The 26236-nt window shown below is 60.0% G+C and carries 26 protein-coding genes; 16 read left to right on the top strand and 10 right to left on the bottom strand.

Translation table 11 applies throughout. The features are described from left to right. Window positions 1–7 precede the first annotated feature (7 nt). The gene (locus tag ACXX9E_RS10595; protein ID WP_322376404.1) at window positions 8–1102 is read left to right on the top strand and encodes an amino acid ABC transporter permease; all 1095 of its coding nucleotides are present in this window, start codon (window positions 8–10) and stop codon (window positions 1100–1102) included. Between the two features lie 11 nt (window positions 1103–1113). Then, the gene (locus ACXX9E_RS10600; protein WP_003221897.1) at window positions 1114–1878 is read left to right on the top strand and encodes an amino acid ABC transporter ATP-binding protein; all 765 of its coding nucleotides are present in this window, start codon (window positions 1114–1116) and stop codon (window positions 1876–1878) included. A 61-nt stretch (window positions 1879–1939) separates the two neighbouring features. Here ACXX9E_RS10600 and ACXX9E_RS10605 read toward each other — a convergent pair whose 3' ends face one another. After that, window positions 1940–2428 (bottom strand): type II toxin-antitoxin system MqsA family antitoxin, encoded by a 489-nt coding sequence (locus ACXX9E_RS10605; RefSeq protein ID WP_222833606.1) that lies wholly within the window; start codon window positions 2426–2428, stop codon window positions 1940–1942. Continuing rightward, entirely contained in the window at window positions 2425–2736 is a 312-nt protein-coding gene (locus ACXX9E_RS10610) for a type II toxin-antitoxin system MqsR family toxin (RefSeq protein ID WP_222833605.1), read from the bottom strand. The genes ACXX9E_RS10605 and ACXX9E_RS10610 overlap by 4 nt, the downstream gene beginning before the upstream one ends. Before the next feature lie 166 nt (window positions 2737–2902). Here ACXX9E_RS10610 and ACXX9E_RS10615 point away from each other — a divergent pair, with 166 nt between their 5' ends. From ACXX9E_RS10615 to ACXX9E_RS10635, 5 genes are all read left to right on the top strand, one after another. Next, window positions 2903–3562, top strand: a complete 660-nt coding sequence (locus tag ACXX9E_RS10615; protein ID WP_458555404.1) for a FadR/GntR family transcriptional regulator — start codon at window positions 2903–2905, stop codon at window positions 3560–3562. After that, on the top strand, window positions 3552–4856 hold the full coding sequence (locus tag ACXX9E_RS10620; RefSeq protein WP_458555405.1) for a CynX/NimT family MFS transporter: 1305 nt from the start codon (window positions 3552–3554) through the stop codon (window positions 4854–4856). The genes ACXX9E_RS10615 and ACXX9E_RS10620 overlap by 11 nt, the downstream gene beginning before the upstream one ends. Window positions 4857–5094: 238 nt before the next feature. Continuing rightward, a complete protein-coding gene (locus ACXX9E_RS10625; RefSeq protein ID WP_458555406.1) occupies window positions 5095–5565 on the top strand; it encodes a nuclear transport factor 2 family protein in 471 nt (156 codons plus the stop codon). Window positions 5566–5604: 39 nt separating this feature from the next. Beyond that, the gene (locus ACXX9E_RS10630) at window positions 5605–5907 is read left to right on the top strand and encodes a GIY-YIG nuclease family protein (protein WP_123464875.1); all 303 of its coding nucleotides are present in this window, start codon (window positions 5605–5607) and stop codon (window positions 5905–5907) included. An 84-nt stretch (window positions 5908–5991) separates the two neighbouring features. Beyond that, window positions 5992–6927, top strand: a complete 936-nt coding sequence (locus ACXX9E_RS10635) for a glutathione S-transferase family protein (protein ID WP_458555407.1) — start codon at window positions 5992–5994, stop codon at window positions 6925–6927. A 53-nt stretch (window positions 6928–6980) separates the two neighbouring features. Here ACXX9E_RS10635 and ACXX9E_RS10640 read toward each other — a convergent pair whose 3' ends face one another. Beyond that, window positions 6981–7331 carry a glutaredoxin family protein gene (locus tag ACXX9E_RS10640; protein ID WP_222833603.1) on the bottom strand — a complete coding sequence of 117 codons (351 nt, stop codon included), beginning with the start codon at window positions 7329–7331 and terminating at the stop codon, window positions 6981–6983. After that, window positions 7331–8335: a nucleoid-associated protein YejK gene (gene yejK / locus ACXX9E_RS10645; RefSeq protein ID WP_123464881.1), complete on the bottom strand. Its 1005-nt coding sequence runs from the start codon at window positions 8333–8335 to the stop codon at window positions 7331–7333. The genes ACXX9E_RS10640 and yejK overlap by 1 nt, the downstream gene beginning before the upstream one ends. A 396-nt stretch (window positions 8336–8731) precedes the next feature. Here yejK and ACXX9E_RS10650 point away from each other — a divergent pair, with 396 nt between their 5' ends. Next, window positions 8732–9013, top strand: coding sequence for an HU family DNA-binding protein (locus tag ACXX9E_RS10650; protein ID WP_003221909.1), 282 nt, complete (start codon window positions 8732–8734; stop codon window positions 9011–9013). 211 nt (window positions 9014–9224) lie between these two features. Here the strand turns inward: ACXX9E_RS10650 and rlmF are convergent, their stop codons facing one another. The 5 genes from rlmF to ACXX9E_RS10675 all read right to left on the bottom strand — a co-directional run bounded on the left by rlmF (window position 9225) and on the right by ACXX9E_RS10675 (window position 15896). Then, a complete protein-coding gene (rlmF, locus tag ACXX9E_RS10655; RefSeq protein WP_123464883.1) occupies window positions 9225–10244 on the bottom strand; it encodes a 23S rRNA (adenine(1618)-N(6))-methyltransferase RlmF in 1020 nt (339 codons plus the stop codon). A gap of 268 nt (window positions 10245–10512) precedes the next feature. Continuing rightward, window positions 10513–13359, bottom strand: a complete 2847-nt coding sequence (locus ACXX9E_RS10660; RefSeq protein WP_458555408.1) for a valine--tRNA ligase — start codon at window positions 13357–13359, stop codon at window positions 10513–10515. Between the two features lie 144 nt (window positions 13360–13503). Next, window positions 13504–13908, bottom strand: a complete 405-nt coding sequence (locus tag ACXX9E_RS10665) for a DNA polymerase III subunit chi (protein WP_128614613.1) — start codon at window positions 13906–13908, stop codon at window positions 13504–13506. 8 nt (window positions 13909–13916) lie between these two features. Then, entirely contained in the window at window positions 13917–14345 is a 429-nt protein-coding gene (locus ACXX9E_RS10670) for a DNA polymerase III subunit chi (protein ID WP_123464889.1), read from the bottom strand. 60 nt (window positions 14346–14405) lie between these two features. Next, the gene (locus tag ACXX9E_RS10675; RefSeq protein ID WP_123464891.1) at window positions 14406–15896 is read right to left on the bottom strand and encodes a leucyl aminopeptidase; all 1491 of its coding nucleotides are present in this window, start codon (window positions 15894–15896) and stop codon (window positions 14406–14408) included. A gap of 308 nt (window positions 15897–16204) precedes the next feature. On the opposite strand from ACXX9E_RS10675, the gene lptF reads away from it, so the two are divergent. The 8 genes from lptF to pdxJ all read left to right on the top strand — a co-directional run bounded on the left by lptF (window position 16205) and on the right by pdxJ (window position 24630). Continuing rightward, the gene (lptF, locus tag ACXX9E_RS10680; protein WP_186745467.1) at window positions 16205–17326 is read left to right on the top strand and encodes an LPS export ABC transporter permease LptF; all 1122 of its coding nucleotides are present in this window, start codon (window positions 16205–16207) and stop codon (window positions 17324–17326) included. Continuing rightward, the gene (gene lptG, locus ACXX9E_RS10685) at window positions 17319–18380 is read left to right on the top strand and encodes an LPS export ABC transporter permease LptG (RefSeq protein ID WP_128613869.1); all 1062 of its coding nucleotides are present in this window, start codon (window positions 17319–17321) and stop codon (window positions 18378–18380) included. The genes lptF and lptG overlap by 8 nt, the downstream gene beginning before the upstream one ends. Before the next feature lie 172 nt (window positions 18381–18552). Further along, on the top strand, window positions 18553–20349 hold the full coding sequence (gene lepA, locus ACXX9E_RS10690; RefSeq protein ID WP_085608162.1) for a translation elongation factor 4: 1797 nt from the start codon (window positions 18553–18555) through the stop codon (window positions 20347–20349). Window positions 20350–20358: 9 nt separating this feature from the next. After that, window positions 20359–21213 carry a signal peptidase I gene (lepB, locus tag ACXX9E_RS10695; protein WP_123464897.1) on the top strand — a complete coding sequence of 285 codons (855 nt, stop codon included), beginning with the start codon at window positions 20359–20361 and terminating at the stop codon, window positions 21211–21213. 183 nt (window positions 21214–21396) lie between these two features. Continuing rightward, the gene (gene rnc / locus ACXX9E_RS10700; RefSeq protein WP_123464899.1) at window positions 21397–22086 is read left to right on the top strand and encodes a ribonuclease III; all 690 of its coding nucleotides are present in this window, start codon (window positions 21397–21399) and stop codon (window positions 22084–22086) included. After that, window positions 22079–22981: a GTPase Era gene (gene era, locus ACXX9E_RS10705; protein WP_064586098.1), complete on the top strand. Its 903-nt coding sequence runs from the start codon at window positions 22079–22081 to the stop codon at window positions 22979–22981. The genes rnc and era overlap by 8 nt, the downstream gene beginning before the upstream one ends. Before the next feature lie 168 nt (window positions 22982–23149). After that, a complete protein-coding gene (gene recO / locus ACXX9E_RS10710) occupies window positions 23150–23839 on the top strand; it encodes a DNA repair protein RecO (protein WP_123464903.1) in 690 nt (229 codons plus the stop codon). Window positions 23840–23886: 47 nt separating this feature from the next. Next, on the top strand, window positions 23887–24630 hold the full coding sequence (pdxJ, locus tag ACXX9E_RS10715) for a pyridoxine 5'-phosphate synthase (RefSeq protein WP_128613873.1): 744 nt from the start codon (window positions 23887–23889) through the stop codon (window positions 24628–24630). A gap of 64 nt (window positions 24631–24694) precedes the next feature. Here pdxJ and mltF read toward each other — a convergent pair whose 3' ends face one another. Then, entirely contained in the window at window positions 24695–26155 is a 1461-nt protein-coding gene (gene mltF / locus ACXX9E_RS10720) for a membrane-bound lytic murein transglycosylase MltF (protein ID WP_123464908.1), read from the bottom strand. Window positions 26156–26236: the final 81 nt, after the last annotated feature.

The following is a 26236-nucleotide window of genomic DNA, read 5'->3' on the forward strand; positions in this document are numbered from 1 at the left end:
AAAGCGCATGAGTACTCATACTTTCAAACCCGACATGCCCCCACCGAGCAGCAGCATTGGTGTGGTGGCATGGATGCGCGCGAACATGTTCTCCAGCTGGCTCAACACCCTGCTGACGCTGTTCGCGTTCTACCTGATCTATCTGGTGGTTCCTCCGATTCTCAGTTGGGCGATTCTCGATGCCAACTGGGTCGGCACCACTCGCGCCGATTGCACCAAGGACGGCGCCTGCTGGGTTTTCATTCAGCAGCGTTTTGGTCAGTTCATGTACGGCTACTACCCGACGGAACTGCGCTGGCGCGTGGACCTGACCGTGTGGCTGGCGGTGATCGGCGTGGCGCCACTGTTCATCTCGCGCTTCCCGCGTAAAGCGGTGTACGGGCTGAGCTTCCTGGTGCTGTACCCGATCATTGCCTACATCCTGCTGCACGGCGGTTTCGGTCTGAGCAATGTGGCGACCAGCCAGTGGGGCGGTTTGATGCTGACCCTGGTGATCGCCACGGTCGGTATCGCCGGGGCCTTGCCACTGGGGATTGTGCTGGCGCTGGGGCGTCGTTCGAACATGCCGGCGATTCGTGTGGTCTGCGTGACCTTCATCGAATTCTGGCGCGGCGTGCCGTTGATCACGGTGCTGTTCATGTCCTCGGTGATGCTGCCGCTGTTCCTGCCCGAAGGCATGAACTTCGACAAACTGCTGCGGGCGCTGATCGGCGTGATTCTGTTCCAGTCGGCCTATGTGGCCGAGGTGGTGCGCGGCGGTCTGCAAGCGATCCCGAAAGGTCAGTACGAAGCGGCTGCGGCGATGGGCCTCGGCTACTGGCGTGCGATGGGCCTGGTGATTCTGCCGCAAGCCCTGAAGCTGGTGATTCCCGGCATCGTCAACACCTTCATTGCGCTGTTCAAGGACACCAGTCTGGTGATCATCATCGGCCTGTTTGACCTGCTCAACAGCGTCAAGCAAGCCGCTGCCGATCCGAAATGGCTGGGCATGGCCACCGAAGGCTACGTGTTCGCCGCCCTGGTGTTCTGGATTTTCTGTTTTGGTATGTCGCGCTATTCCATGCATCTGGAACGCAAGCTCGACACTGGCCACAAGCGTTAGGAGTTCTGTAAATGAGTGAAGCAATCAAAAAGCCTGTAGGTCCTGAAGGCATTATTCAGATGCAGGGCGTCAACAAGTGGTACGGCCAGTTCCACGTGCTGAAAGACATCAACCTCAACGTCAAACAGGGCGAGCGTATCGTCCTGTGCGGCCCATCGGGTTCCGGCAAGTCGACCACCATCCGCTGCCTCAATCGTCTGGAAGAACACCAGCAGGGCCGCATCGTCGTCGACGGCGTGGAACTGACCAACGACCTCAAGCAGATCGAAGCGATCCGCCGCGAAGTCGGCATGGTGTTCCAGCACTTCAACCTGTTCCCGCACCTGACCATTTTGCAGAACTGCACTCTGGCGCCAATGTGGGTGCGCAAGATGCCCAAGCGCAAGGCCGAGGAAATCGCCATGCATTACCTGGAGCGCGTACGCATTCCAGAGCAGGCGCACAAGTTTCCGGGGCAACTGTCCGGTGGTCAGCAACAGCGTGTGGCGATTGCCCGTGCGCTGTGCATGAAGCCGAAAATCATGCTGTTCGACGAACCGACCTCGGCGCTCGACCCGGAAATGGTGAAAGAAGTGCTCGACACCATGATCGGTCTGGCTGAAGACGGCATGACCATGCTCTGCGTGACCCACGAAATGGGCTTCGCCCGCACCGTGGCCAACCGCGTGATCTTCATGGACAAGGGCGAAATCGTTGAACAGGCGGCGCCGAATGACTTCTTCGATAATCCGCAGAATGATCGGACGAAGTTGTTTTTGAGTCAGATTTTGCATTGATCTGACCTACGTTCTGAAATAAACCCGGACCGAGCTCCGGGTTTATTTTTACCGGATTTTGTCAGGGCACCGGTGCCGTCTCCTGTTCCGGGAAGCGCGCGGCGAGCAATCGCCGCAAGTCACTGCCTTCGTTCATCGCGTGTATTTCGGCGAGCAGATGAGGGTGACGATCCAGCACGCGCATAAGGCTGAACAACGGTTGAGGCGGCGGAAGCTCGCCGCGTTCGTAGCGGGAAAAAGCGTTGTGACCTCCACCGGATAGCAATTTAACTGCTTCTTTTTGGGTGAGATGCAATTTGCGGCGGATGCGTTTCATCTCGGCGCCCATTACGTGGAAGCACTCTTCGAGCAATTTATCGCCGGCGTCGGAATAACGTTCGGCGCTGTCAGTATCGTTATCAAAAATGATCTCGCCGCAGGCTGCGCATTCCCACCCTGCAATGTCGTGCACCCAACGTGAAACGTTCTTGTAGTTGACAGTCAAACTGCGACGTTCGAAATGTTGCATCGCCTCTTGAGTACCACAGCTCATGCATTGCCGTGTATTCATAAATTCTTCTCCTTGAAAGAGATCACGGGAGGACCGCCGTTGGGGCAGTAGGTGATTTTGATATACAACTCCAAGTCGTGATATCCAATATGGTAAACGTCCTGCCAGTGTCGGTGGTTGGTGTAGCTAGTCATGGACTTGTAGAACATTCGACGATCCAGCGAGCAGATGGCTTGCTGCATATGTTTGAGGTTTAACCCCATTCCCTTGCCCGAGCTCATCGCGCTTCCTGTAAAGGCTTTAGCGCCCCGTCTGATGACCTCTTGCTTCACTACCGCCAAGTCGTAATGGGGTGTGTTCTTTTCCATAAGAAACCAAAACCCTGTCCCTGAAATTACCCTTAAAGGGTAATTTTGACCAATCGAAAATGCCGCTCCATGTGTCTCCGATTGACCCTAGGTGGTTGCCGTCCTACACGGGTCTGACTAACATGTCAGAAAATTCATCCTATGATTGGATGAAAGGGCGAATCCTATGTCAGACATTTCTCCACTTATCAAACGATCCTTGGTCGATCAGGCCCTGGATCAACTCCGCCAGCGCATCAACAGCGGTGCCTGGAAGGTCGGCGAGCGTCTGCCGACCGAGCCGGAGCTGTGTGCCGAGCTGGGCATCAGCCGCAACACCGTGCGCGAAGCCATGCGCGTGCTGGCGTTTTCCGGATTGATCGAGATTCGTCAGGGCGATGGCAGTTACTTGCGCGTCGTGGTTGATCCGCTCGACACGCTCAAAGCCTTGTCGCGCTGCTCGCTCGATCAGGCACGGGAAACCCGACATATCCTCGAAGTCGAGGCCATCGGCCTGGCGGCGTTGCGCCGTACCGACGAGGACCTCGTCGCATTACGTGAGGCGCTTGGCACCAGCGGCAGCCACTACCACGGCGATCTCGACACCTACATCGCTTGCGATCTGGTGTTCCACCGCCGTCTGGTCGACGCCGCGCACAACCCGACCCTCAGCGAGCTGTATCGCTATTTCTCCAGCATCGTCGGCGCGCAATTGCGCCAGACCCTGAACATCGTCCCGCGCCGTCAGGAAGTGTTCGACTTGCACATCGAGCTGCTCGATGCGGTCGAGCAACGCGATCCGGAACGGGCCAAAGCCTTGTCGAGGCAGTTGATCAATGAACCTTGAAACCGAGAAGTCCATGTCACGCAGTGAGATATCCACAACCCCGAAGCGCACGGCAGAACTCGAAGAGCTGCTGATCGACGCCGAGGCCGATGATGAACAAGTGCAGCAGAACCACCCGCTGGTGCGCCGGCCATGGCTGTTGCTGCTGGGCTTGATTCTGGTGGCGCTGAACCTGCGTCCGGCGCTGTCGAGCATGGCGCCGCTGCTCAGCGACGTGTCGAAAAGCCTTGGTTTGTCGGCAGCTCAGGCCGGTTTGCTGACCACGTTGCCGGTGCTCTGCCTCGGTTTGTTTGCACCGCTCGCGCCGATTCTGGCGCGCCGCTTCGGTGCCGAGCGGGTGGTGTTGGGGATTCTGCTGACGCTGGCCGGCGGCATCATTTTGCGCAGCAACTTTGGTGAGATCGGCCTGTTTGCTGGCAGTGTATTGGGCGGCGCGAGCATTGGTATTGTCGGGGTATTGCTGCCAGGCATCGTCAAACGCGACTTTGCCAGGCACGCCGGGACCATGACTGGTGTCTACACCATGGCGCTGTGTCTGGGCGCGGCGATGGCGGCGGGTTCCAGCGTGCCGTTGAGTGAGCATTTCGATCACAGTTGGGCGATGGGCCTGGGTTTCTGGATGATTCCGGCGCTGGTTGCGGCAGTGTTCTGGTTGCCGCAAGTCGGGCAGAAACACGGTGCGCACAATGTTGCCTATCGTGTGCGCGGTCTGCTGCGTGATCCGCTGGCATGGCAGGTGACCTTGTACATGGGCCTGCAATCGTCGCTGGCCTACATCGTGTTTGGCTGGTTGCCGTCGATCCTGATCGGTCGTGGCCTGACGCCGACCCAGGCCGGTCTGGTGTTGTCCGGTTCGGTGATCATTCAACTGGCCAGCTCCCTCGCGGCACCGTGGCTGGCGACTCGCGGCAAGGATCAGCGTCTGGCGATCGTGACCGTGATGGCGCTGACCCTCGGTGGTTTGTTCGGTTGTCTGTATGCGCCGATCGACGGCCTGTGGGGCTGGGCGATTCTGCTGGGACTGGGGCAGGGCGGTACGTTCAGCCTGGCCCTGACGTTGATCGTGCTGCGCTCGCGCGATTCCCATGTTGCGGCGAACCTGTCGAGCATGTCCCAGGGCTTCGGCTACACCCTGGCCTCGATGGGCCCGTTCGCGGTCGGCGTGGTGCATGACTGGACCGGTGGCTGGAACGCGGTGGGGTGGATCTTTGGCATCATTGGTACAGGCGCGATCATCGCCGGCCTCGGCGCCGGGCGGGCGCTGTACGTGCAAGTGCAAAGCGAAAAAATCTGACGCGTAACCCTTTTTTGGGGCCAATGATATCCAATGTGGGAGCGAGCTTGCTCGCGAAGACGGTGGTTCAGGCAAAGATCATGTTGAATGTGCCGACCTCTTCGCGAGCAAGCTCGCTCCCACAGTTTTTGGGGCGCCTTGAAGATCGTGCGTGGTATTCGGTTTACGAATGCCGATAGTGTTTCTGCGCATTGCAGATTATGGTGCTGGCACTCTGTACCTATTTTGGAGTTTGCCCATGAGCGAAGCCCACGCCGCCCTGATCACCCGTTTCTACCAGGCCTTCCAGCGCCTCGACGCCGAAGCCATGGCCGCCTGTTACACCGATGACGTGGTGTTCAGCGACCCGGCGTTCGGCGAGTTGCGCGGGCGCGAGGCCGGCGACATGTGGCGCATGCTCACCACCCGCGCCAAAGACTTCTCGCTGACCTTCGACAATGTCCGCGCCGATGAGCGCAGCGGTGGTGCGCACTGGGTGGCGACGTATCTGTTCAGTCAGACCGGCAACGTGGTGATCAACGATATCCAGGCACGTTTCGTCTTCCGTGACGGCAAGATCTGCGAGCATCATGATCATTTCGACCTGTGGCGCTGGTCGCGCCAGGCCCTGGGTTTCAAAGGCCTGCTGCTGGGCTGGACGCCTTTGGTACGCAACGCCGTGCGTGCGCAGGCGTTGAAAGGGCTGAAGGCATTTCAGACCCGTCGCTGATAAGATCGCGGCCTGTTTCCTACACGTCTTGATCCCGAAGTGACCAGCCCTGGCGAAAATTCTGTCGATACTGCCGAACCGGTGAGCAAATCCTGGTTCGTCTATCTCGTTCGCGCAGCCAACGGTTCGTTGTATTGCGGGATCAGTGACGACCCGGTGCGCCGTTTTGCCAAACATCAGAGCGGCAAAGGCGCACGATTTTTCCTCTCCAGCCCGGCGATGGCACTGGTCTACACCGAGCGTTGCCGCGACAAGAGTGACGCCTTGCGTCAGGAACGGCTGATCAAAAAGCTGCGCAAGAGCGCCAAGGAATGCCTGGTCGCGTCTTATCAATCAGACTGATCAGTTCCCATCAGGCAGATCTGTAGGCTGCTAAGCAAATGCGCGCTAAGCTGCCGACTCACTATCTGAGCGGCGGAGCCGAGCATGTCCGAGTTGATTCTCCATCATTACCCGACCTCTCCATTTGCCGAGAAGGCCCGCCTTCTGCTGGGGTTCAAAGGCTTGTCCTGGCGTTCGGTGCACATCTCGCCGGTAATGCCCAAGCCAGATCTGACCGCCCTGACCGGTGGCTATCGCAAGACCCCGGTGCTGCAGATCGGTGCCGACATTTACTGCGACACTTCGCTGATCGCGCGTCGCCTGGAGCAGGAAAAAGCCCTGCCGGCATTTTTCCCGGAAGGTCAGGAAATGACCAGCGCCAGTTTTGCAGCGTGGGCTGATTCGGTGGTCTTCCAGCATGCCGTCAGCCTGGTGTTCCAGCCGGAGTCGGTGGCGGTGCGTTTCGGCAAGTTGCCGCCGGAAGCGATCAAGGCGTTCATCGCTGATCGGGCCGGGTTGTTCAGTGGCGGCAGCGCCACCCGGTTGTCGGCCGAGCAGGCCAAGCACCAGTGGCCAACGATCATGGCGCGCCTGGAGCAGCAGTTGCAGCGCGAGCAGGGTGACTTCCTGTTCGGCGAGCCGTCGATTGCCGACTTCGCCCTGGCGCATCCTCTGTGGTTCCTCAAGGCGACGCACGTCACCGCACCGTTGGTCGATGACTATCCGGCTGTCGCGGCATGGCTCGGGCGTGTGCTGGGCTTCGGTCATGGTGCGGCAAGCGCGATGACTGCCGAGGAGGCGCTGGAAGTGGCGCGTAGCTCGACGCCGGCGGCGCTGCCGGATGAGCAGTTTGCAGACCCGAACGGGTTCAAGGCCGGGCAGCAAGTGGCGATTGCCGCCATCGACTACGGGGTGGATCCGGTGGTGGGCGAGTTGCTGTTTGCCGGGCGTGAAGAGCTGATCCTGCGCCGTGAAGACCCGCGTGGCGGTGTGGTGCATGTGCACTTCCCGCGCTTCGGGTTCCGCATCGAAGCCAAGTAACAGCGACCGACCCTGTGGCGAGCGAGCAAGCTCCCTCGCCACAGGGGTGTGCGTTACTTCAAAGCCGCCAGAATTTCATCCGGGTCGAATCCGCGAATCAATGTGCCATTCACGTCGATCAACGGAATCCCGCGTCCACCCAATGCCTCGTACGCCTTGCGCGCCTCGGCATCCTTCTCGATATCGAACTCCTTGAATGGAATCCCCTTGCTGTCGAGAAAGCGTTTGGTCTGCTTGCAGTAGCCACACCAGTCGGTGGCGTAGAGCACAACATTGGCCTGCGCCCGGGTCTGCTCCGAAACCATTTGCGACGGATTGAATACCCGCTCGATCTTGCCCCAGTTCTGATAGATCACAACCACCAGCAGAACCAGCGCAACCTTCTTCAGCACATTGCCGAGCATCAGTTGCGGCGCTTCAGTTGATCGGTGAGCGACGTCGGCAGGCCCTTGATTACCAGGGTGCCAGCCTCTTCGTCGTACTCGATCTTCGAGCCCAGCAGGTGTGCTTCAAAGCTGATCGACAGGCCTTCGGCGCGACCGGTGAAGCGGCGGAACTGGTTGAGAGTGCGTTTGTCTGCCGGAATCTCCGGCGACAGGCCGTAGTCCTTGTTGCGGATGTGGTCGTAGAAGGCTTTCGGGCGTTCTTCGTCGATCAACTCCGAGAGCTCTTCCAGGCCCATCGGCTCGCCGAGTTTGGCCTGGCTGCTGGCGTAGTCCACCAGGGTTTTGGTTTTCTCGCGGGCGGCGTCTTCCGGCAGATCTTCGCTTTCGACGAAGTCACTGAAGGCCTTGAGCAGGGTGCGGGTCTCGCCTGGGCCGTCGACGCCTTCCTGGCAGCCGATGAAGTCGCGGAAGTATTCCGAGACCTTCTTGCCGTTCTTGCCCTTGATGAACGAGATGTACTGCTTGGACTGCTTGTTGTTCTGCCACTCGGAGACGTTGATTCGCGCCGCCAGGTGCAACTGGCCGAGGTCGAGGTGGCGCGACGGGGTCACGTCCAGCTCGTCGGTCACTGCCACGCCTTCACTGTGGTGCAGCAGGGCGATGGCCAGGTAATCGGTCATGCCTTGCTGATAGTGGGCGAACAGCACATGGCCACCGACCGACAGGTTCGATTCTTCCATCAGCTTTTGCAGGTGTTCGACCGCGACTTTGCTGAAGGCGGTGAAGTCCTTGCCGCCGTCCATGTATTCCTTCAGCCAGCCGCTGAACGGGAACGCGCCGGATTCCGGATGGAACAAACCCCAGGCTTTGCCCTGTTTGGCGTTATAGCTCTCGTTGAGGTCGGCGAGCATGTTCTCGATGGCTGCGGATTCGGCCAGTTCAGTGTCACGGGCGTGCAGAACTGCGGGCGTGCCGTCGGGTTTTTTGTCGATCAGGTGGACGATGCAATGACGGATCGGCATGGGCTTCTCGGCTGTTGGAAGGGAGGAGGGCAGGCTCCCCCGAAAAAGCGCCCAGTGTACCGCAACCACTGGTTTTGGCGCGGGGTGAAGGGCAAATCCGGGGCGGGCGGCGGCCCTTATGCAGTTTTTTACCGATTTAGCGCAATAAACCTGACCAAATGGGTAGCTAGAGGCGGATATTTCCCCGTCTCTGTGCTAGTTTTGCCCGGTCTTACGCGAAGTCACTGCGTTAAGCGTGCATTCAGCATTTGTCAGGTCGAACCAAACCCTGATTTCGGCATCTATAACCCCGACTCGTCGTGGTTATCGCCGAGGGTGCCAGATCCAGAAGATCGGGCTCGATGGCTGACACTGCACTCTGCAATCCATATGAATTTGATAGGGAAGGAACACTACATGGCTCTTACTAAAGACCAACTGATCGCCGACATCGCTGAAGCTATCGACGCGCCGAAAACCACCGCGCGTAACGCTCTGGACCAACTGGGCCAAATCGTTGCCGATCAGCTGGAAAACGGCGGCGAAATCACCTTGCCAGGTATCGGCAAGCTGAAAGTGACCGAGCGTCCTGCCCGCACTGGCCGTAACCCTTCGACTGGCGCTGCCATCGAAATCCCTGCCAAGAAAGTGATCAAGCTGGTTGTGGCCAAAGGCCTGACCGACGCTGTGAACAAGTAAGACGCAGCGATAAAAAAACCGTGCACCGGAGCGATCCGGGCACGGTTTTTTTGTGCCTGTGATTTGATGGCCGACTCCTGAGCACCATAAGCCATTGTGGGAGCGAGCTTGCTCGCGAAGGCAGTGTGTCAGTCAGAGTTGAATTGACTGATGCGCCGCATTCGCGAGCAAGCTCGCTCCCACAATTGATTTGTGTCCGGCGATGCGGTGTTTAGCGAACCCAGCGCTCGCGGCGCCAGATCTGCTGTTCGGACTTGGTCTGGAAGGTCCAAGCCACGAAGCGGCTCTGCTTCTGGCCCTGCGACATTTCCACCACCTGGCTTTCCAGCACGCCGGCCTTTTTCAGCGCGGTCTCGATGGCAGGCAGGTTCGAGGCTTTCGACACCAGCGTGCTGAACCACAGCACCTTGTGCTGGAAGTTCGCGCTCTCGGCGATCAATTGCGTCACGAACCGTGCTTCGCCGCCTTCACACCACAGCTCGGCCGATTGACCGCCGAAGTTCAGCACCGGCAGCTTGCGTTTCGGATCAGCCTTGCCCAGTGCGCGCCACTTGCGCTCGCTGCCCTTGGTCGCTTCTTCCATCGAAGCGTGGAACGGCGGATTGCACATGGTCAGGTCAAAGCGCTCACCCGGCTCCAGCAAGCCGATCAGGATGTGCTTGCGGTTTTCCTGTTGGCGCAGCTGGATCACTTTGCTCAGATCGTTGGACTGAACGATGGCTCTGGCGGCTGCCACGGCGGTCGGGTCGATTTCCGAGCCGAGGAAGTGCCAGCGATATTCGCTGTTGCCGATCAGTGGGTACACGCAGTTGGCGCCCATGCCGATGTCCAGCACATTGACGATGGCACCGCGCGGTACCTTGCCGTCGTTCATGCTCGCCAGCAGATCTGCGAGAAAGTGCACATAATCGGCACGGCCCGGCACCGGTGGGCAGAGGTAGTCCGCTGGAATGTCCCAATGCTGGATGCCATAGAACGCCTTGAGCAGCGCCCGGTTGAACACGCGCACCGCATCGGGACTGGCGAAGTCGATGCTTTCCTTGCCGTACGGGTTGGTGATCACGAACTTCGCCAGTTCCGGCGTGGTTTTGATCAGCGCCGGGAAGTCATAGCGACCCTGATGGCGATTGCGCGGGTGCAGGCTGGCCTTTTCACGCGGCTCAACGGTCTTGGCCGGGGTCGCGGAATCAGGCTTCTTGCGCGCAGGTTTGGGTGTGCGGGGGGCGTTCATGGGCGTGGTCGATTCGGGTATGGCTGAAAGTGGCGGGTATTGTCCCACATCCAGCCGCTGCGAACTCAATATCAGCAACACCACCGATCTCTGTGGGAGCGAGCTTGCTCGCGAAAGCGTCCTCTCAGTCAACATCACTTTCGCCTGACACGGCCTCTTCGCGAGCAAGCTCGCTTCCACAGGGATTGGCAGTGGATGAAGGAAAGTAGACAATAAAAAAGGCGCGTCACCCGATCGGGTGGCGCGCCTTTTTAATGCGATTTACCAGTTAGAGGCTGGCAATCCGAGCGTGTTGCTCGGCCAGTTTGCCCAAAGCCTGTTCAGCCTCGGCCAGTTTGGCGCGTTCTTTCTCGATGACTTCGGCTGGGGCCTTGTCAACGAAACCGGCGTTCGACAGCTTGCCGCCAACGCGCTGGACTTCGCCCTGCAGACGCAGGATTTCCTTGTCCAGACGCGCCAGTTCGGCGCCCTTGTCGATCAGGCCGGCCATTGGCACCAGCACTTCCATCTCGCCAACCAGTGCGGTCGCGGACAGCGGCGCTTCTTCGCCAGCCTTCAGAACGGTGATCGATTCCAGACGCGCCAGCTTCTTCAGCAGCGCTTCGTTCTCGGTCAGACGGCGCTGGTCTTCAGCGCTGACGTTCTTCAGGTAGATCGGCAGCGGCTTGCCCGGGCCGATGTTCATTTCGCCACGGATGTTACGCGTGCCGAGCATCAGGCCTTTCAGCCATTCGATGTCGTCTTCGGCGGCCGGATCGATGCGCTCTTCGTTGGCCATTGGCCACGCTTGCAGCATGATCGTCTTGCCCTGAATGCCGGCCAGCGGCGCGATGCGCTGCCAGATTTCTTCAGTGATGAACGGCATGAACGGGTGCGCCAGACGCAGCGCTACTTCCAGGACGCGCACCAGCGTGCGGCGGGTGCCGCGCTGACGTTCAACCGGCGCGTTCTCGTCCCACAGCACTGGCTTGGACAGTTCCAGGTACCAGTCGCAGTATTGGTTCCAGATGAATTCGTACAGCGCTTGCGCGGCGAGGTCGAAACGGAACTGATCCAGTTGACGGGTCACTTCGGCTTCGGTGCGTTGCAGTTGCGAGATGATCCAGCGATCCGCCAGCGACAGCTCGTAGGCTTCGCCGTTCTGGCCGCAGTCTTCGCCCTTGTCCAGAACATAACGCGCGGCGTTCCAGATCTTGTTGCAGAAGTTGCGATAGCCTTCGACGCGGCCCATGTCGAACTTGATGTCGCGACCGGTGGAAGCCAGCGAGCAGAAAGTGAAGCGCAGGGCGTCGGTGCCGTAGCTGGCGATGCCGTCGGCGAACTCGTCGCGGGTCTGCTTCTCGATCTTCTTCGCCAGTTTCGGCTGCATCATGCCCGAGGTGCGTTTCTGCACCAGCGCTTCAAGCTCAATACCGTCGATGATGTCCAGCGGGTCGAGGACGTTACCCTTGGACTTGGACATCTTCTGGCCCTGACCATCACGCACCAGACCGTGTACATAGACGGTCTTGAACGGCACCTGCGGGGTGCCATCCTCGTTCTTGATCAGGTGCATGGTCAGCATGATCATCCGGGCAACCCAGAAGAAAATGATGTCGAAACCGGTCACCAGCACGTCGGTGGAGTGGAATTTCTTCAGGAACTCGGTCTTTTCCGGCCAGCCCAGCGTCGAGAAGGTCCACAGGCCCGAACTGAACCAGGTGTCGAGTACGTCGTTGTCCTGTTGCAGCGTAACGTCCGGGCCGAGGTTGTGCTTGGCACGCACTTCGGCTTCGTCGCGACCGACGTAGACCTTGCCCGACTCGTCGTACCAGGCCGGAATCCGGTGGCCCCACCACAGCTGACGGCTGATGCACCAGTCCTGGATGTCGCGCATCCACGAGAAGTACATGTTTTCGTACTGTTTCGGCACGAACTGGATGCGACCGTCTTCAACGGCAGCAATCGCTGGCTCGGCCAGCGGTTTGGTCGACACATACCACTGGTCGGTCAGCCACGGCTCGATGATGGTGCCGGAGCGATCGCCTTTCGGCACTTTCAGCGCGTGATCGTTGACGCTGACCAGCAGGCCGGCGGCGTCGAACGCAGCCACGATCTGCTTGCGTGCTTCGAAACGCTCGAGACCGGCGAATTCAGCCGGGATCTTGCCGTCGATGCTGTCGTTCAGCGTGCCGTCGAGGTTGAACACCTGGGCCGCTGGCAGCACGTTGGCGTTCTTGTCGAAGATGTTCAGCAACGGCAGGTTGTGGCGCTTGCCGACTTCGTAGTCGTTGAAATCGTGAGCCGGGGTGATTTTCACGCAGCCGGTGCCGAATTCAGGGTCGCAGTAATCGTCGGCGATGATCGGGATGCGGCGGCCAAGCAGTGGCAGCTCGACAAACTTGCCGATCAGGGCTTTGTAGCGCTCATCGTTCGGGTTAACCGCGACGGCGGAGTCGCCGAGCATGGTTTCCGGGCGGGTGGTCGCGACGATCAGGAAATCGTTGCCTTCAGCGGTTTTCGCGCCGTCGGCCAGTGGGTACTTGAGGTTCCACAGGAAACCTTTCTCGTCGTGGTTTTCCACTTCGAGGTCGGAAATCGCCGTGTGCAGCTTGGTGTCCCAGTTGACCAGACGCTTGCCGCGGTAGATCAGGCCGTCCTCGTGCAGGCGCACGAAGGCTTCTTTGACCGCTTCCGAGAGACCGTCGTCCATGGTGAAGCGCTCGCGGCTCCAGTCCACGGACGAACCGAGGCGGCGGATCTGACGGCTGATGTTGCCACCGGACTGATCCTTCCACTCCCAGACTTTCTCGAGGAATTTTTCGCGGCCCAGGTCATGACGGTTCTGGCCGGTGGCTTCCAGTTGACGCTCCACCAGCATCTGCGTGGCGATACCGGCGTGGTCGGTGCCCGGCTGCCACAGGGTGTTGCGACCCTGCATGCGGCGGAAACGGATCAGGGCGTCCATGATCGCGTTGTTGAAACCGTGACCCATGTGCAGGCTGCCGGTGACGTTCGGCGGCGGGATCATGATGGTGTAGGAATCGCCCGCGCCTTGCGGTGCGAAATAGTTCTCGGACTCCCAGGTGTTGTACCAGGAAGTTTCAATGGCGTGCGGCTGGTAGGTCTTATCCATGCGCGGCGGGACCCTATTGGCATTTATTCAGGAAAAGCCGGGAAGTATAGCCGCGGGGACAGCTGCAAGCTACAAGCCACCGCAAGCTGCAAGCTGCAAGAGGAGGGTGGCAGGTACGTTTGGGCTTTAGCTTTGGCTTGCAGCTTAAAGCTTGCCGCTCGTAGCTGCGGCGAGCAGCCGCTCCATCCGCGCGTCGAGGCGGCGTTTGATTTCGGTTTCGATGTGCGGCGCGAAGTCGTCAATCACGTCTTGCATGATCAATTGCGCGGCGGCGCGCAGTTCGCTGTCCAGGTGGAGCAGGGCGTCCGGGCCTTTGGCAGCGGGCGCGGCAGGTTGTGCAGCGGGTGCAACGGGGGCGGGAGGTGGTTCGACGGCTGGCGGTTCGCTGACGACCGGGTCGAACAACATCGGAATCTGTTCCTGTTCGCCTTCATCGACCGTATCGGTCAGCAGCGGCGGTTGCAGGTTGTCATCGCCGAGCAACTGGCGGATCGATTCGAGATCGTCCAGCAGGTGCGCAGACTTTTGCAGCGGTTTTGGAGTGTCCATCGGCGTACTCAGAGTCGCTGTAAACGGTGGTCTTGCAGAGGATAGCCCTGTTCGCGGTAGAAACGGAAACTCTCCCGTGCCGCCGCGCGAATCGTCGGATCTTCCACCACCACCTCCGCCACGCGGGCGAATTTGCTGGCGAAGGCCGGGACTTTCAGGTCGAGATTGACCAGCAGGTCCTGATGTTGACCGCAGTCGTCACCCAGGCCCAATACGATCAAGCCGTCCGGTTCGCTGTCGGCGGGACCGTGCGGCACGAAGCTTTCGCCCTTGAACGCCCACAGGCGCGCATCGAGATCATCACGCTGGGCAACATCGCTGCAATGCAGATAGATGCGGTGGCCCATGCGCCAGGCTTTCTCGGTGAGCTTGCAGGCAAAATCCAGGCGCGCGGACGGATCGGCGCTGGGCAGGATATAAAAGTCGACTTTGGTCATTACGGTTCCTGATGTGCGGGCGGCGCCACCGTTCAGTGACGCCGCCGCACGTCATCGGTTTCAGGCTTTGGCGCGGTCCAGCAGGTACTGGGTCAGCAGTGGAACCGGACGGCCGGTGGCGCCCTTGTCCTTGCCGCCGCTGGTCCAGGCGGTGCCGGCGATGTCCAGGTGCGCCCAGTTCAGGTTCTTGGTGAAGCGCGACAGGAAGCACGCGGCGGTGATGGTGCCGGCCTTCGGCCCGCCGATGTTGGCGATGTCGGCGAACGGGCTGTCCAGTTGCTCTTGGTACTCGTCGAACAGCGGCAGTTGCCAGGCGCGGTCGTCAGCGGTTTTACCGGCGCTGAGCAGTTGCTCGATCAGTTCGTCGTTGTTGCCCAGCAGGCCGGAAGTGTGTGCACCCAGTGCCACGACGCAGGCGCCGGTCAGGGTCGCAATGTCGATCACCGCTTGCGGCTTGAAGCGCTCGGAATAGGTCAGCGCGTCGCACAGCACCAGACGGCCTTCGGCGTCGGTGTTGAGGATTTCCACGGTCTGGCCGCTCATGGTGGTGACGATGTCGCCCGGACGCGAAGCGTTGCCGCTCGGCATGTTTTCGGCGCAGGCGAGGATGCACACCAGGTTGATCGGCAGTTTCAGCTCAAGCACGGCACGCAGGGTGCCGAACACGCTGGCGGCGCCGCCCATGTCGTATTTCATCTCGTCCATGCCGGCCCCCGGCTTCAGGCTGATGCCGCCGGTGTCGAAAGTGATGCCTTTACCGACCAGTGCGTATGGCTTCTCGGACTTCTTGCCACCGTTGTACTGCATGACGATCAGGCGTGGCGGCTGGGCGCTGCCCTGGCCGACGGCGTAGAACGAGCCCATGCCCAGGGATTTGATCTTCTTCTCGTCGAGGACTTCGACTTTCAGATCCTTGAATTCCTTGCCGAGGTTCTTGGCTTGTTCACCGAGGAAGGTCGGGTGGCAGATGTTCGGCGGCAGGTTACCCAGATCACGGGTGAAGGCCATGCCGTTGGCGATCGCGGTGGCGTGATTCACGGCGCGTTGCACTTCGGCTTGAGCAGCCTTGATGGTCAGCAGGGTGATTTTCTTCAGGGCGCGCGGTTCGGCTTTCTGGCTCTTGAACTGGTCGAAGGTGTATTTGCCGTCCACCAGGGTTTCCGCCAGCAGACGGGTCTTGCCGTAGCTGTCGCGGTTTTTCACGATGACTTCATCCAGCGCCAGCACGGCATCGCTGCCGCCCAGGCCTTTGAGGGTGTTGAGGATGCCGGCTACGATTTTGCGGAACGGACGGTCGCCGAGTTCTTCATCCTTGCCCACGCCGACCAGCAGCACGCGCTCGGCTTTCAGGTTCGGCAGGCTGTGCAGCAGCAGGCTCTGGCCGACCTTGCCGGCCAGATCGCCACGCTTGAGTACGGCGCTGATCGCGCCACCGCTCAACTCGTCGACCTGTCTGGCGGCGGTGCCGAGTTTGCGGCCTTCGCCGACGGCAACCACCAGGGTGGCGGTTTTCAACGTTTCTGGGCTAACGCTTTTTACAACCAGTTCCATGTCCGGATCCCTGAATGAATGGTCAACACGCAGGCGTTCGACGGTGTCCGCAGCCGCCTGCTTATAGATAGAAGAGGCGCAGGCCAAAGCCTGCGACAAGGGCCGCAGTTTGAACCTCGCTCCCCGCGCCTGACAACCCTCGGTTGTACGATCTTCAACGTATTACGCGTGCGGATGAGTGTGCGCAGTGACAGGCGCCCTCAATCACAGGATAATGCCGCATCTTTTTTCGACGGCTCTGCGTTGCGGGCCGGTCGAAGTGTTTGCTTGTTTGGCCGCCTTAGCCTGACAACCCTGGAGTGTCTGGTTTGATCGTCTTCCGTTATCTGTCCCGCGAAGTCCTGTTGACCCTCAGCGCCGTGAGTGCCGTGCTGCTGGTCATCATCATGAGCGGTCGCTTCATCAAATACCTGTCCCAGGCCGCTGCCGGCCAGCTCGATCCGGGCTCGCTGTTCCTGATCATGGGTTATCGCCTGCCGGGCTTCCTGCAGCTGATCCTGCCGCTGGGCCTGTTCCTCGGGATCCTGCTGGCTTACGGTCGGTTGTACCTGGAAAGCGAAATGACCGTGCTCTCGGCCACCGGCATGAGCCAGCAGAAGCTGTTTCGCATGACCCTGTTCCCGGCCACGCTGGTCGCGCTGGTGGTGGCCTGGCTGAGCCTGGGCCTGGCCCCGCAAGGCGCCAACCAGTTCCAGTTGCTGCTGAACAAGCAGGACGCCCTGACCGAATTCGATACCCTCGAGCCGGGCCGCTTCCAGGCCTTGCGCGATGGTACCCGGGTGACCTACACCGAAACCCTGAGCGACGATCGCGTCAACCTCGGCAGTGTGTTCATCTCGCAGAAAAACCTCGGTGCCGATCAGAAGGATCGCGGCATTTCCGTGCTGGTGGCCGAGAAGGGTCGTCAGGAAGCACGTCCGGATGGCACCCGTTACCTGATCCTCGACAATGGCTACCGCTATGACGGCAGCCCGGGTCAGGCTGATTATCGGGCGATCCACTACGAAACCTACGGCGTACAGTTGCCCAAACCGGAAGTCAGCGAAGAGGTGACAGACCGCGATGCGATGGCGACGTCGACTCTGCTGGGCAGCGATGACATTCGTTCGAGGGCCGAGCTGCAATGGCGCCTGTCCCTGCCACTGCTGGTCTTTATCGTGACCCTGATGGCGGTGCCGCTGTCGCGCGTCAACCCGCGTCAAGGGCGTTTCCTCAAGCTGCTGCCGGCGATTCTTCTTTATATGGCTTACCTGACCATCCTGATTGCCGCTCGCGGCGCCCTTGAAAAGGGCAAGTTCCCGCCGGCCTTGGGCTTGTGGTGGGTGCACGCGATCTTCCTGGTCATTGGCCTCGGCCTGTTGTACTGGGAACCTCTGCGCCTGAAGCTGGCCAGCCGTCGTTCCGCTGCGCTGGAGGTGGCTCGTGGTTAAACTCGACCGCTACATCGGCAGCAGTGTGTTCGTGGCGATCATCGCCGTGCTGGCTATCATTCTGGGCCTGGCGACGCTGTTCGCCTTCATCGACGAGATGGGCGATGTCAGCGAAACCTACACGCTGGTCGATGTCCTGAGCTTTGTATTGCTGACCGCGCCACGCCGTCTCTACGAAATGCTGCCGATGGCGGCGTTGATCGGCTGTCTGATCGGCCTCGGCAGTCTGGCCAGCAGCAGCGAACTGACGGTCATGCGTGCGGCCGGTGTGTCCATCGGGCGCATCGTCTGGGCGGTGATGAAACCGATGTTCGTCCTGATGCTGGCGGGCGTGCTGATCGGCGAATACGTTGCGCCGGCCACCGAGAGCATGGCCCAGGCCAACCGCTCGCTGGCCCAGGGCAGTGGCGACGCGCAGAGCGCCAAGCACGGTATGTGGCACCGTCAGGGTGACGAGTTCATCCACATCAACGCCGTGCAACCCAACGGCCTGCTGTATGGCGTGACCCGTTATCAATTCGACAAGGAACGTCATCTGCTGAGTTCGAGTTTTGCCAAAAAGGCCGAGTTCGACGGCACTTACTGGGAGCTCTCCGATGTCGCGACCACTGTGTTTCATGAGCGCAGCACTGAAGTCCTGAATGCGCCGACCGAACGCTGGAATGTTGCCCTGAGCCCGCAATTGCTCAGCACCGTAGTGATGGCGCCTGAATCGCTGTCAATCAGCGGTCTGTGGGGGTACATCCACTATCTGGCCGAGCAGGGCCTGAGCAACGGTCGTTACTGGCTGGCATTTTGGGTCAAGGTGTTGCAACCGCTGGTCACCGCCGCCCTGGTGCTGATGGCGATTTCCTTCATCTTTGGCCCGTTGCGTTCCGTGACCCTGGGCCAGCGGGTCTTCACCGGCGTGCTGGTCGGGTTTACCTTCCGCATCGTTCAGGATCTGCTGGGGCCTTCAAGCCTGGTATTCGGTTTCTCGCCGCTGTTCGCGGTGCTGGTGCCGGCCGGCGTGTGTGGGCTGGCGGGTGTCTGGCTGCTGCGACGGGCCGGTTGATGGCCCTGTTGTTGTCAGTGCCTTGACTTTGAAAACGCCTCGGTCGACAGATCGGGGCGTTTTCGTATGCAATCCGGGTGACAGGCGAACGTGACGCTTGCGTCGTGTATCAGGTACAATTCCCGGCTATTTTTCGGCGGGCCAAGCCTGCAGCCTTTTTGAGTGTTGATCCGTGAGTGATTTGAGTCATATCCGCAATTTCTCCATCATCGCCCACATTGACCATGGCAAGTCGACGCTGGCTGACCGTTTCATCCAGATGTGCGGTGGCCTGGCCGAGCGTGAAATGGAAGCCCAGGTACTGGATTCCATGGATCTGGAGCGCGAACGCGGGATCACCATCAAGGCCCACAGCGTTACCCTCTATTACAAAGCCAAAGACGGCGTTACCTACCAGCTGAACTTCATTGACACCCCGGGCCACGTCGACTTCACCTACGAAGTCAGCCGTTCCCTGGCGGCGTGTGAAGGTGCCTTGCTGGTGGTCGACGCGGGTCAGGGCGTTGAAGCCCAGTCCGTGGCCAACTGCTACACCGCCATCGAGCAGGGCCTCGAGGTCATGCCGGTGCTGAACAAGATCGACCTGCCACAGGCCGAGCCTGATCGCGTCAAAGACGAGATCGAAAAGATCATCGGCATTGACGCCACCGACGCCGTCACCTGCAGCGCCAAGACGGGCCTGGGTGTCGACGAAGTGCTCGAGCGTCTGGTCGCCACCATTCCTGCGCCGACCGGCAATATCGAAGATCCGCTGCAAGCGCTGATCATCGACTCCTGGTTTGACAACTACCTGGGCGTTGTCTCCCTGGTGCGTGTGCGGCATGGCCGCGTGAAGAAGGGCGACAAAATCCTCGTCAAGTCCACCGGTAAGGTGCACCTGGTCGACAGCGTCGGTGTGTTCAACCCGAAACACACCGCCACCGCTGACCTGAAGGCCGGCGAAGTGGGCTTCATCATCGCCAGCATCAAGGACATTCACGGTGCACCGGTCGGTGACACCCTGACCCTGAGTTCGACCCCGGATGTCCCGGTACTGCCCGGCTTCAAACGCATCCAGCCACAGGTTTACGCCGGTCTGTTCCCGGTCAGCTCCGACGACTTCGAGGACTTCCGCGAAGCCCTGCAGAAGCTGACCCTCAACGACTCGTCGCTGCAATACACCCCGGAAAGCTCCGACGCCCTGGGCTTCGGTTTCCGTTGCGGCTTCCTCGGCATGCTGCACATGGAGATCATCCAGGAGCGCCTCGAGCGCGAATACGACCTGGATCTGATCACCACGGCACCGACGGTAATTTTCGAGCTGGTGCTGAAAACCGGTGAAACGATTTACGTCGACAACCCGTCGAAGCTGCCAGACGTCTCGGCGATCGAGGACATGCGCGAGCCGATCGTGCGCGCCAACATCCTCGTGCCGCAGGAGCACCTGGGCAACGTCATCACCCTGTGCATCGAGAAGCGCGGCGTTCAAGTCGACATGCTGTTCCTCGGCAATCAGGTACAGGTCACTTACGACCTGCCGATGAACGAAGTGGTCCTGGACTTCTTCGACCGTCTCAAATCCACCAGCCGCGGCTATGCTTCGCTGGATTACCATTTCGATCGTTACCAATCGGCTAATCTGGTGAAACTGGACGTGCTGATCAACGGTGACAAGGTCGATGCCCTGGCGTTGATCGTGCACCGTGACAACTCGCACTTCAAAGGTCGCCAGTTGACCGAGAAGATGAAAGAACTGATTCCTCGTCAGATGTTCGACGTAGCGATCCAGGCCGCTATCGGTGGTCAGATCGTCGCCCGGACAACCGTCAAGGCGCTCAGAAAGAACGTATTGGCCAAATGCTACGGCGGTGACGTAAGCCGTAAGAAGAAACTGCTTGAGAAGCAAAAGGCCGGTAAGAAACGCATGAAGCAGGTCGGCAACGTGGAAATTCCACAAGAAGCCTTCCTTGCCGTGCTCAGGTTGGAATAGTCAGGTCCTATGTCACTAAATTTCCCGCTGTTGCTGGTCATCGCCGTGTTCGTCTGCGGCCTGTTGGCGTTGCTCGATCTGCTGTTCCTGGCGCCGCGTCGGCGTGCTGCCATTGCCTCTTATCAAGGCAGTGTCAGCCAGCCCGAACCCGTGGTGGTCGAAAAGCTGAACAAAGAGCCGCTGCTGGTTGAATACGGCAAGTCGTTCTTCCCGGTGTTGTTCATCGTGCTGGTGCTGCGTTCGTTCCTGGTGGAACCGTTCCAGATCCCGTCCGGTTCGATGAAACCTACCCTGGACGTTGGCGACTTCATTCTGGTGAACAAGTTTTCTTACGGGATCCGCCTGCCGGTGATCGACAAGAAAATCATCGAAGTCGGTGATCCACAGCGTGGCGATGTCATGGTGTTCCGCTATCCAAGCGACCCGAACGTCAACTACATCAAGCGTGTAGTCGGCCTGCCGGGCGACACGGTACGTTACACCGCTGACAAGCGTCTGCTCGTCAACGGCGAGTCGATTGCCGAGCAACTGGTCGGCTCCGAGCCGGGCACGCTGGGCAGCGCAGAGCTCTACAAGGAAAAACTCGGTGCCGCCGAGCACTTGATCCGCAAGGAAATGAGCCGCTACCGCGCGACCCCGGACCGTTCGTGGACAGTGCCGGCCGGGCACTACTTCATGATGGGCGACAACCGCGACAACTCGAACGACAGTCGTTACTGGGATGATCCGAACATTCCCAAGGATCTGCTGGGCATGGTTCCCGACCAGAATATCGTCGGCAAAGCCTTCGCTGTCTGGATGAGCTGGCCGGAACCGAAACTCAGCCACCTGCCGAATTTCTCGCGGGTTGGCCTGATCAAGTAATCAATCACGGCGCTGTTGACCACAGCGCCGAATGCATTTCTGGAGTCGACACAAATCGGCGCCAGGGCATGAAGCCACGATATTCAGGACGTCATTTTTGAACACAGCGTTAATTGTCCCAGGCCTGCGCCGTACCCCGGCGATGGCGGTGGAATCCAGCCACGAACTCAGCGTGGGTAAACCGTGAGCGTTTCTCTAAGCCGTCTCGAGCGCCAGCTCGGTTACACCTTCAAGGATCAGGAGCTGATGCTCCTGGCCCTCACGCACCGCAGCTTTGCCGGGCGTAACAACGAACGCCTGGAATTCCTCGGCGATGCCATCCTTAATTTCGTCGCCGGCGAGGCGCTGTTCGATCGCTTCCCGCTGGCCCGCGAAGGCCAGTTGTCGCGTTTGCGCGCACGCCTGGTGAAAGGTGAGACGCTGGCCGTACTGGCGCGCGGTTTTGACCTTGGCGATTACTTGCGACTGGGGTCCGGTGAGTTGAAAAGCGGCGGCTTCCGTCGCGAGTCGATTCTGGCCGATGCCCTCGAAGCCTTGATCGGTGCGATCTATCTCGACGCCGGCATGGAAATGGCGCGCGAACGCGTTCTGGCCTGGCTGGCTGGCGAGTTCGAAGGCCTGACGCTGGTCGACACCAACAAGGATCCCAAGACCCGCCTGCAGGAACATCTGCAATCGCGTGGTTGCGAACTGCCACGCTACGAAGTGGTGGATATCCAGGGTGAACCGCACTGCCGAACCTTCTTCGTCGAATGCGAAGTGGTCTTACTGAATGAAAAAAGCCGGGGTCAGGGTGTAAGCCGTCGCATTGCCGAACAGGTAGCGGCCGCCGCAGCACTGATTGCCCTGGGCGTGGAGAATGGCAATGACTGATACAAACGCAACTCGCTGTGGCTACGTTGCCATCGTCGGCCGTCCCAACGTCGGCAAGTCGACGCTGCTGAACCACATCCTTGGCCAGAAGCTGGCGATCACCTCGCGCAAGCCGCAGACCACCCGTCACAACATGCTCGGAATCAAGACCGAGGGTGACGTGCAGGCGATCTACGTCGACACCCCCGGCATGCACAAGGGTGGCGAAAAGGCCCTGAACCGCTACATGAACAAGACCGCTTCGGCGGCGTTGAAAGACGTCGACGTGGTGATCTTCGTGGTCGACCGCACCAAGTGGACCGAAGAAGACCAGATGGTCCTGGAGCGCGTGCAGTACGTGACCGGCCCGCTGATCGTTGCGCTGAACAAGACCGACCGCATCGAAGACAAGGCCGAGCTGATGCCGCACCTGTCGTGGTTGCAGGAACAGCTGCCGAACGCGCAGATCATCCCGATTTCCGCGCAGCACGGGCATAACCTCGAAGCGCTGGAAAAGGTCATTGCCGATCATCTGCCGGAGAACGATCACTTCTTCCCGGAAGACCAGATCACCGACCGCAGCAGCCGTTTCCTTGCCGCCGAACTGGTGCGCGAGAAAATCATGCGCCAGATGGGTGCCGAGCTGCCGTACCAGATCACCGTCGAGATCGAAGAGTTCAAGCAGCAGGGCAAAACCCTGCACATTCACGCGCTGATCCTCGTTGAGCGTGACGGGCAGAAGAAGATCATCATTGGCGACAAGGGCGAGCGCATCAAACGCATCGGCACCGAAGCGCGCAAGGACATGGAGCTGCTGTTCGACTCCAAGATCATGCTCAACCTGTGGGTCAAGGTGAAGGGCGGCTGGTCCGACGACGAGCGTGCACTGCGTTCGCTGGGTTACGGCGACCTGTAATCACCGATCCAGAGAACACCGATACCCACTGTGGGAGCGAGCTTGCTCGCGAAGAGGATGTAACATTCAGCATTGATGTTGACTGTCACACCGAATTCGCGAGCAAGCTCGCTCCCACATTGGTTTTTGGGGTGAATATAAAGCCGCGTTTTTATCAATGAGAACTCCATGTCCTCAACACCACCTCCCGCCCAACCCGCCTACGTCTTGCATTCTCGCGCCTACCGCGAAACCAGCGCCTTGGTGGATTTCCTCACGCCGCAAGGGCGGCTGCGGGCGGTGTTGCGCAGTGCACGGGGCAAGGCCGGGACGTTGGCGCGGCCGTTCGTGCCGCTGGAAGTGGAGTTTCGTGGCAAGGGTGAACTGAAGAATGTCGGGCGCATGGAAAGTGCCGGCAATGCGACCTGGATGGTCGGCGAGGCGCTGTTCAGCGGCCTCTATCTCAACGAATTGCTGATCCGTCTGCTGCCGGCTGAAGATCCGCACCCTGGCGTGTTCGATCATTACGCGGCGACCTTGCTGGCTCTGGCCGAGGGCCGACCGCTGGAGCCGTTGCTGCGCTCCTTCGAGTGGCGGTTGCTCGACGATCTCGGTTACGGCTTTGCCCTGAACACCGACATCCATGGCGAGTCTGTCGCGCCAGACGGTCTCTATCGTCTGCAAGTCGATGCTGGTCTTGAGCGAGTCTTTCTGTTGCAGCCAGGCCTGTTCAACGGCACCGAGCTGCTGGCCATGGCCGAAGCCGATTGGTCCGCCCCCGGCGCACTGTCTGCCGCCAAGCGCTTGATGCGTCAGGCACTGGCGGTGCATCTGGGCGGCCGTCCGCTCGTGAGTCGCGAACTGTTTCGCAAGCCCTGATCACCCCGTATGCTGTGCGCCGAATCTCTCATTTCAGGAGCGCACCCGTGACCACCAGCAATCGCATTCTTCTTGGCGTGAACATCGACCACGTCGCCACCCTGCGTCAGGCCCGTGGCACGCGCTACCCGGACCCGGTCAAGGCGGCACTGGACGCGGAAGAGGCGGGCGCCGACGGCATCACCGTGCACCTGCGCGAAGACCGCCGGCACATTCAGGAGCGCGATGTCTTGCTGCTCAAGGACGTGCTGCAGACCCGCATGAACTTCGAAATGGGTGTCACCGAAGAAATGATGGCGTTCGCTGAGCGCATCCGCCCGGCGCATATTTGCCTGGTGCCGGAAACCCGTCAGGAGCTGACCACCGAAGGCGGTCTGGATGTAGCGGGGCAGGAGGAACGCATCAAGGCAGCGGTTGAGCGTCTGTCGAAGATGGGTAGCGAAGTGTCGCTGTTCATTGATGCCGACGAGCGTCAGATTGCCGCGTCGAAGCGCGTTGGCGCACCGGCAATCGAACTGCACACCGGGCGTTATGCCGATGCCGAAACACCGACCGAGGTCGCTGAAGAATTGAAGCGGGTGGCGGACGGTGTGGCGTTTGGTCTGGCGCAGGGCCTGATCGTCAACGCCGGGCATGGCCTGCACTATCACAACGTTGAAGCCGTGGCAGCGATCAAGGGTATCAACGAACTGAACATCGGCCATGCGCTGGTGGCACATGCGTTGTTCGTCGGCTTCAAGTCCGCTGTGTCCGAGATGAAAGCGCTGATTCTGGCTGCCGCCAAGCACTAAGCAACCACACAAAACCCCTGTAGGCGCGAGCAGGCTCACGCCTACAATTGATTTGGGGTGTTGGTTAAAGCGGGGCAGGCTCTTGAGCCGGTTTGGATTTGTCGATCCCCGGCACGTGCAGATTGCCCTCGGCCACCTGATCGCCTTCAAGCTGCGGCTGGGTCACCCAGGTGAGGATGTCGTAGTAGCGACGGATGTTCGCCACGAAATGCACTGGCTCGCCACCGCGGGCGTAACCGTAGCGGGTCTTGCTGTACCACTGCTTCTGCGACAGGCGCGGCAGGATCTTCTTCACATCCAGCCATTTGTCCGGGTTCAACCCTTCCTTGGCCGTCAGTTTGCGTGCGTCATCGAGGTGACCGCTGCCGACGTTGTACGCCGCCAGTGCAAACCAGGTGCGGTCCGGTTCCTTGATCGAATCGTCGAGCTGATCCTTCATATACGCCAGGTACTTGGCGCCGCCCATGATGCTCTGCTTCGGATCGAGGCGGTTGGACACGCCCATCGCCTGCGCCGTGTTCTGGGTCAGCATCATCAACCCGCGCACACCGGTCTTGGACGTGACGGCCGGTTGCCACAGCGATTCCTGATAACCAATGGCCGCCAGCAGGCGCCAGTCGACTTTCTCTTTTTTCGCGTAGTTCTTGAAGTGTTGCTCGTACTTGGGCAGGCGCTGCTGCAAGTGCTGGGCGAACGTGGTGGCGCCCATGTAGCCGAGGACATCGACGTGGCCGTAATAGCGGTCTTTCAGGCGCTGCAAGGTGCCGTTCTTCTGCACCTTGTCGAGGTAGGCGTTGATCTCGTTGAGCAGGCTGTTGTCTTCGCCGGCGGCCACCGCCCAGCTCTGGCTGCGCGCGTCGCCGAGGTCGAAGGCCACGCGGATGTTGGTGAAGTACACCTGGTTCATCGCCACTTCATTGGAATCGACCAGGGTCAGGTCGATCTGACCTTCATCGACCATGCGCAACAGATCGACCACTTCCACCGCGTCGGACTCTTCGTACTCGATGCCGGGAAATTTCTTTTTCAGCTCGGCCAGTTGTTCGGCGTGGGTGCTGCCCTTGAGCACCATGATCTTCTTGCCGACCAGATCCCCAGGATCGGTCGGCCGCGACTGGCCGTTGCGATAAATGATCTGCGGGGTGACTTCGAGGTAGGCGTGGGAGAACCGCACCTGCTTCTTGCGATCTTCACTGCTGACCAGGCCGGCCGCTGCCAGTACCGGGCCGTTCGGTTTACCGATCTGGTCGAACAAGTCGTCGAGGTTGTCGGCGGTCTCGATCTTCAGCTCGACCCCCAAATCGTCGGCGAAGCGCTTCACCAGCTCGTATTCGAAGCCGGTTTCACCGCTGCGATCCTGAAAGTAGGTGGCGGGGCTGTTACGGGTAATCACCCGCAGCACACCATCCTCCTTTACGCGCTCGAGTGTGTTGGGTTTATCAACACAACCACCGAGCATCAGGAAGAGTCCGGTTGCGATCAGCCATTTGGCGTACCGCGGACGCAAAGCCGTTGGGAAAAACATCTGCGCAGTATACGCAAACGGCTGCGGGCGCCATATCTCGACAGTGAAGGGCTTGTCTGCTAGAGATCACAAAACCGGACG

This window comes from Pseudomonas sp. GNP014, assembly GCF_054344005.1.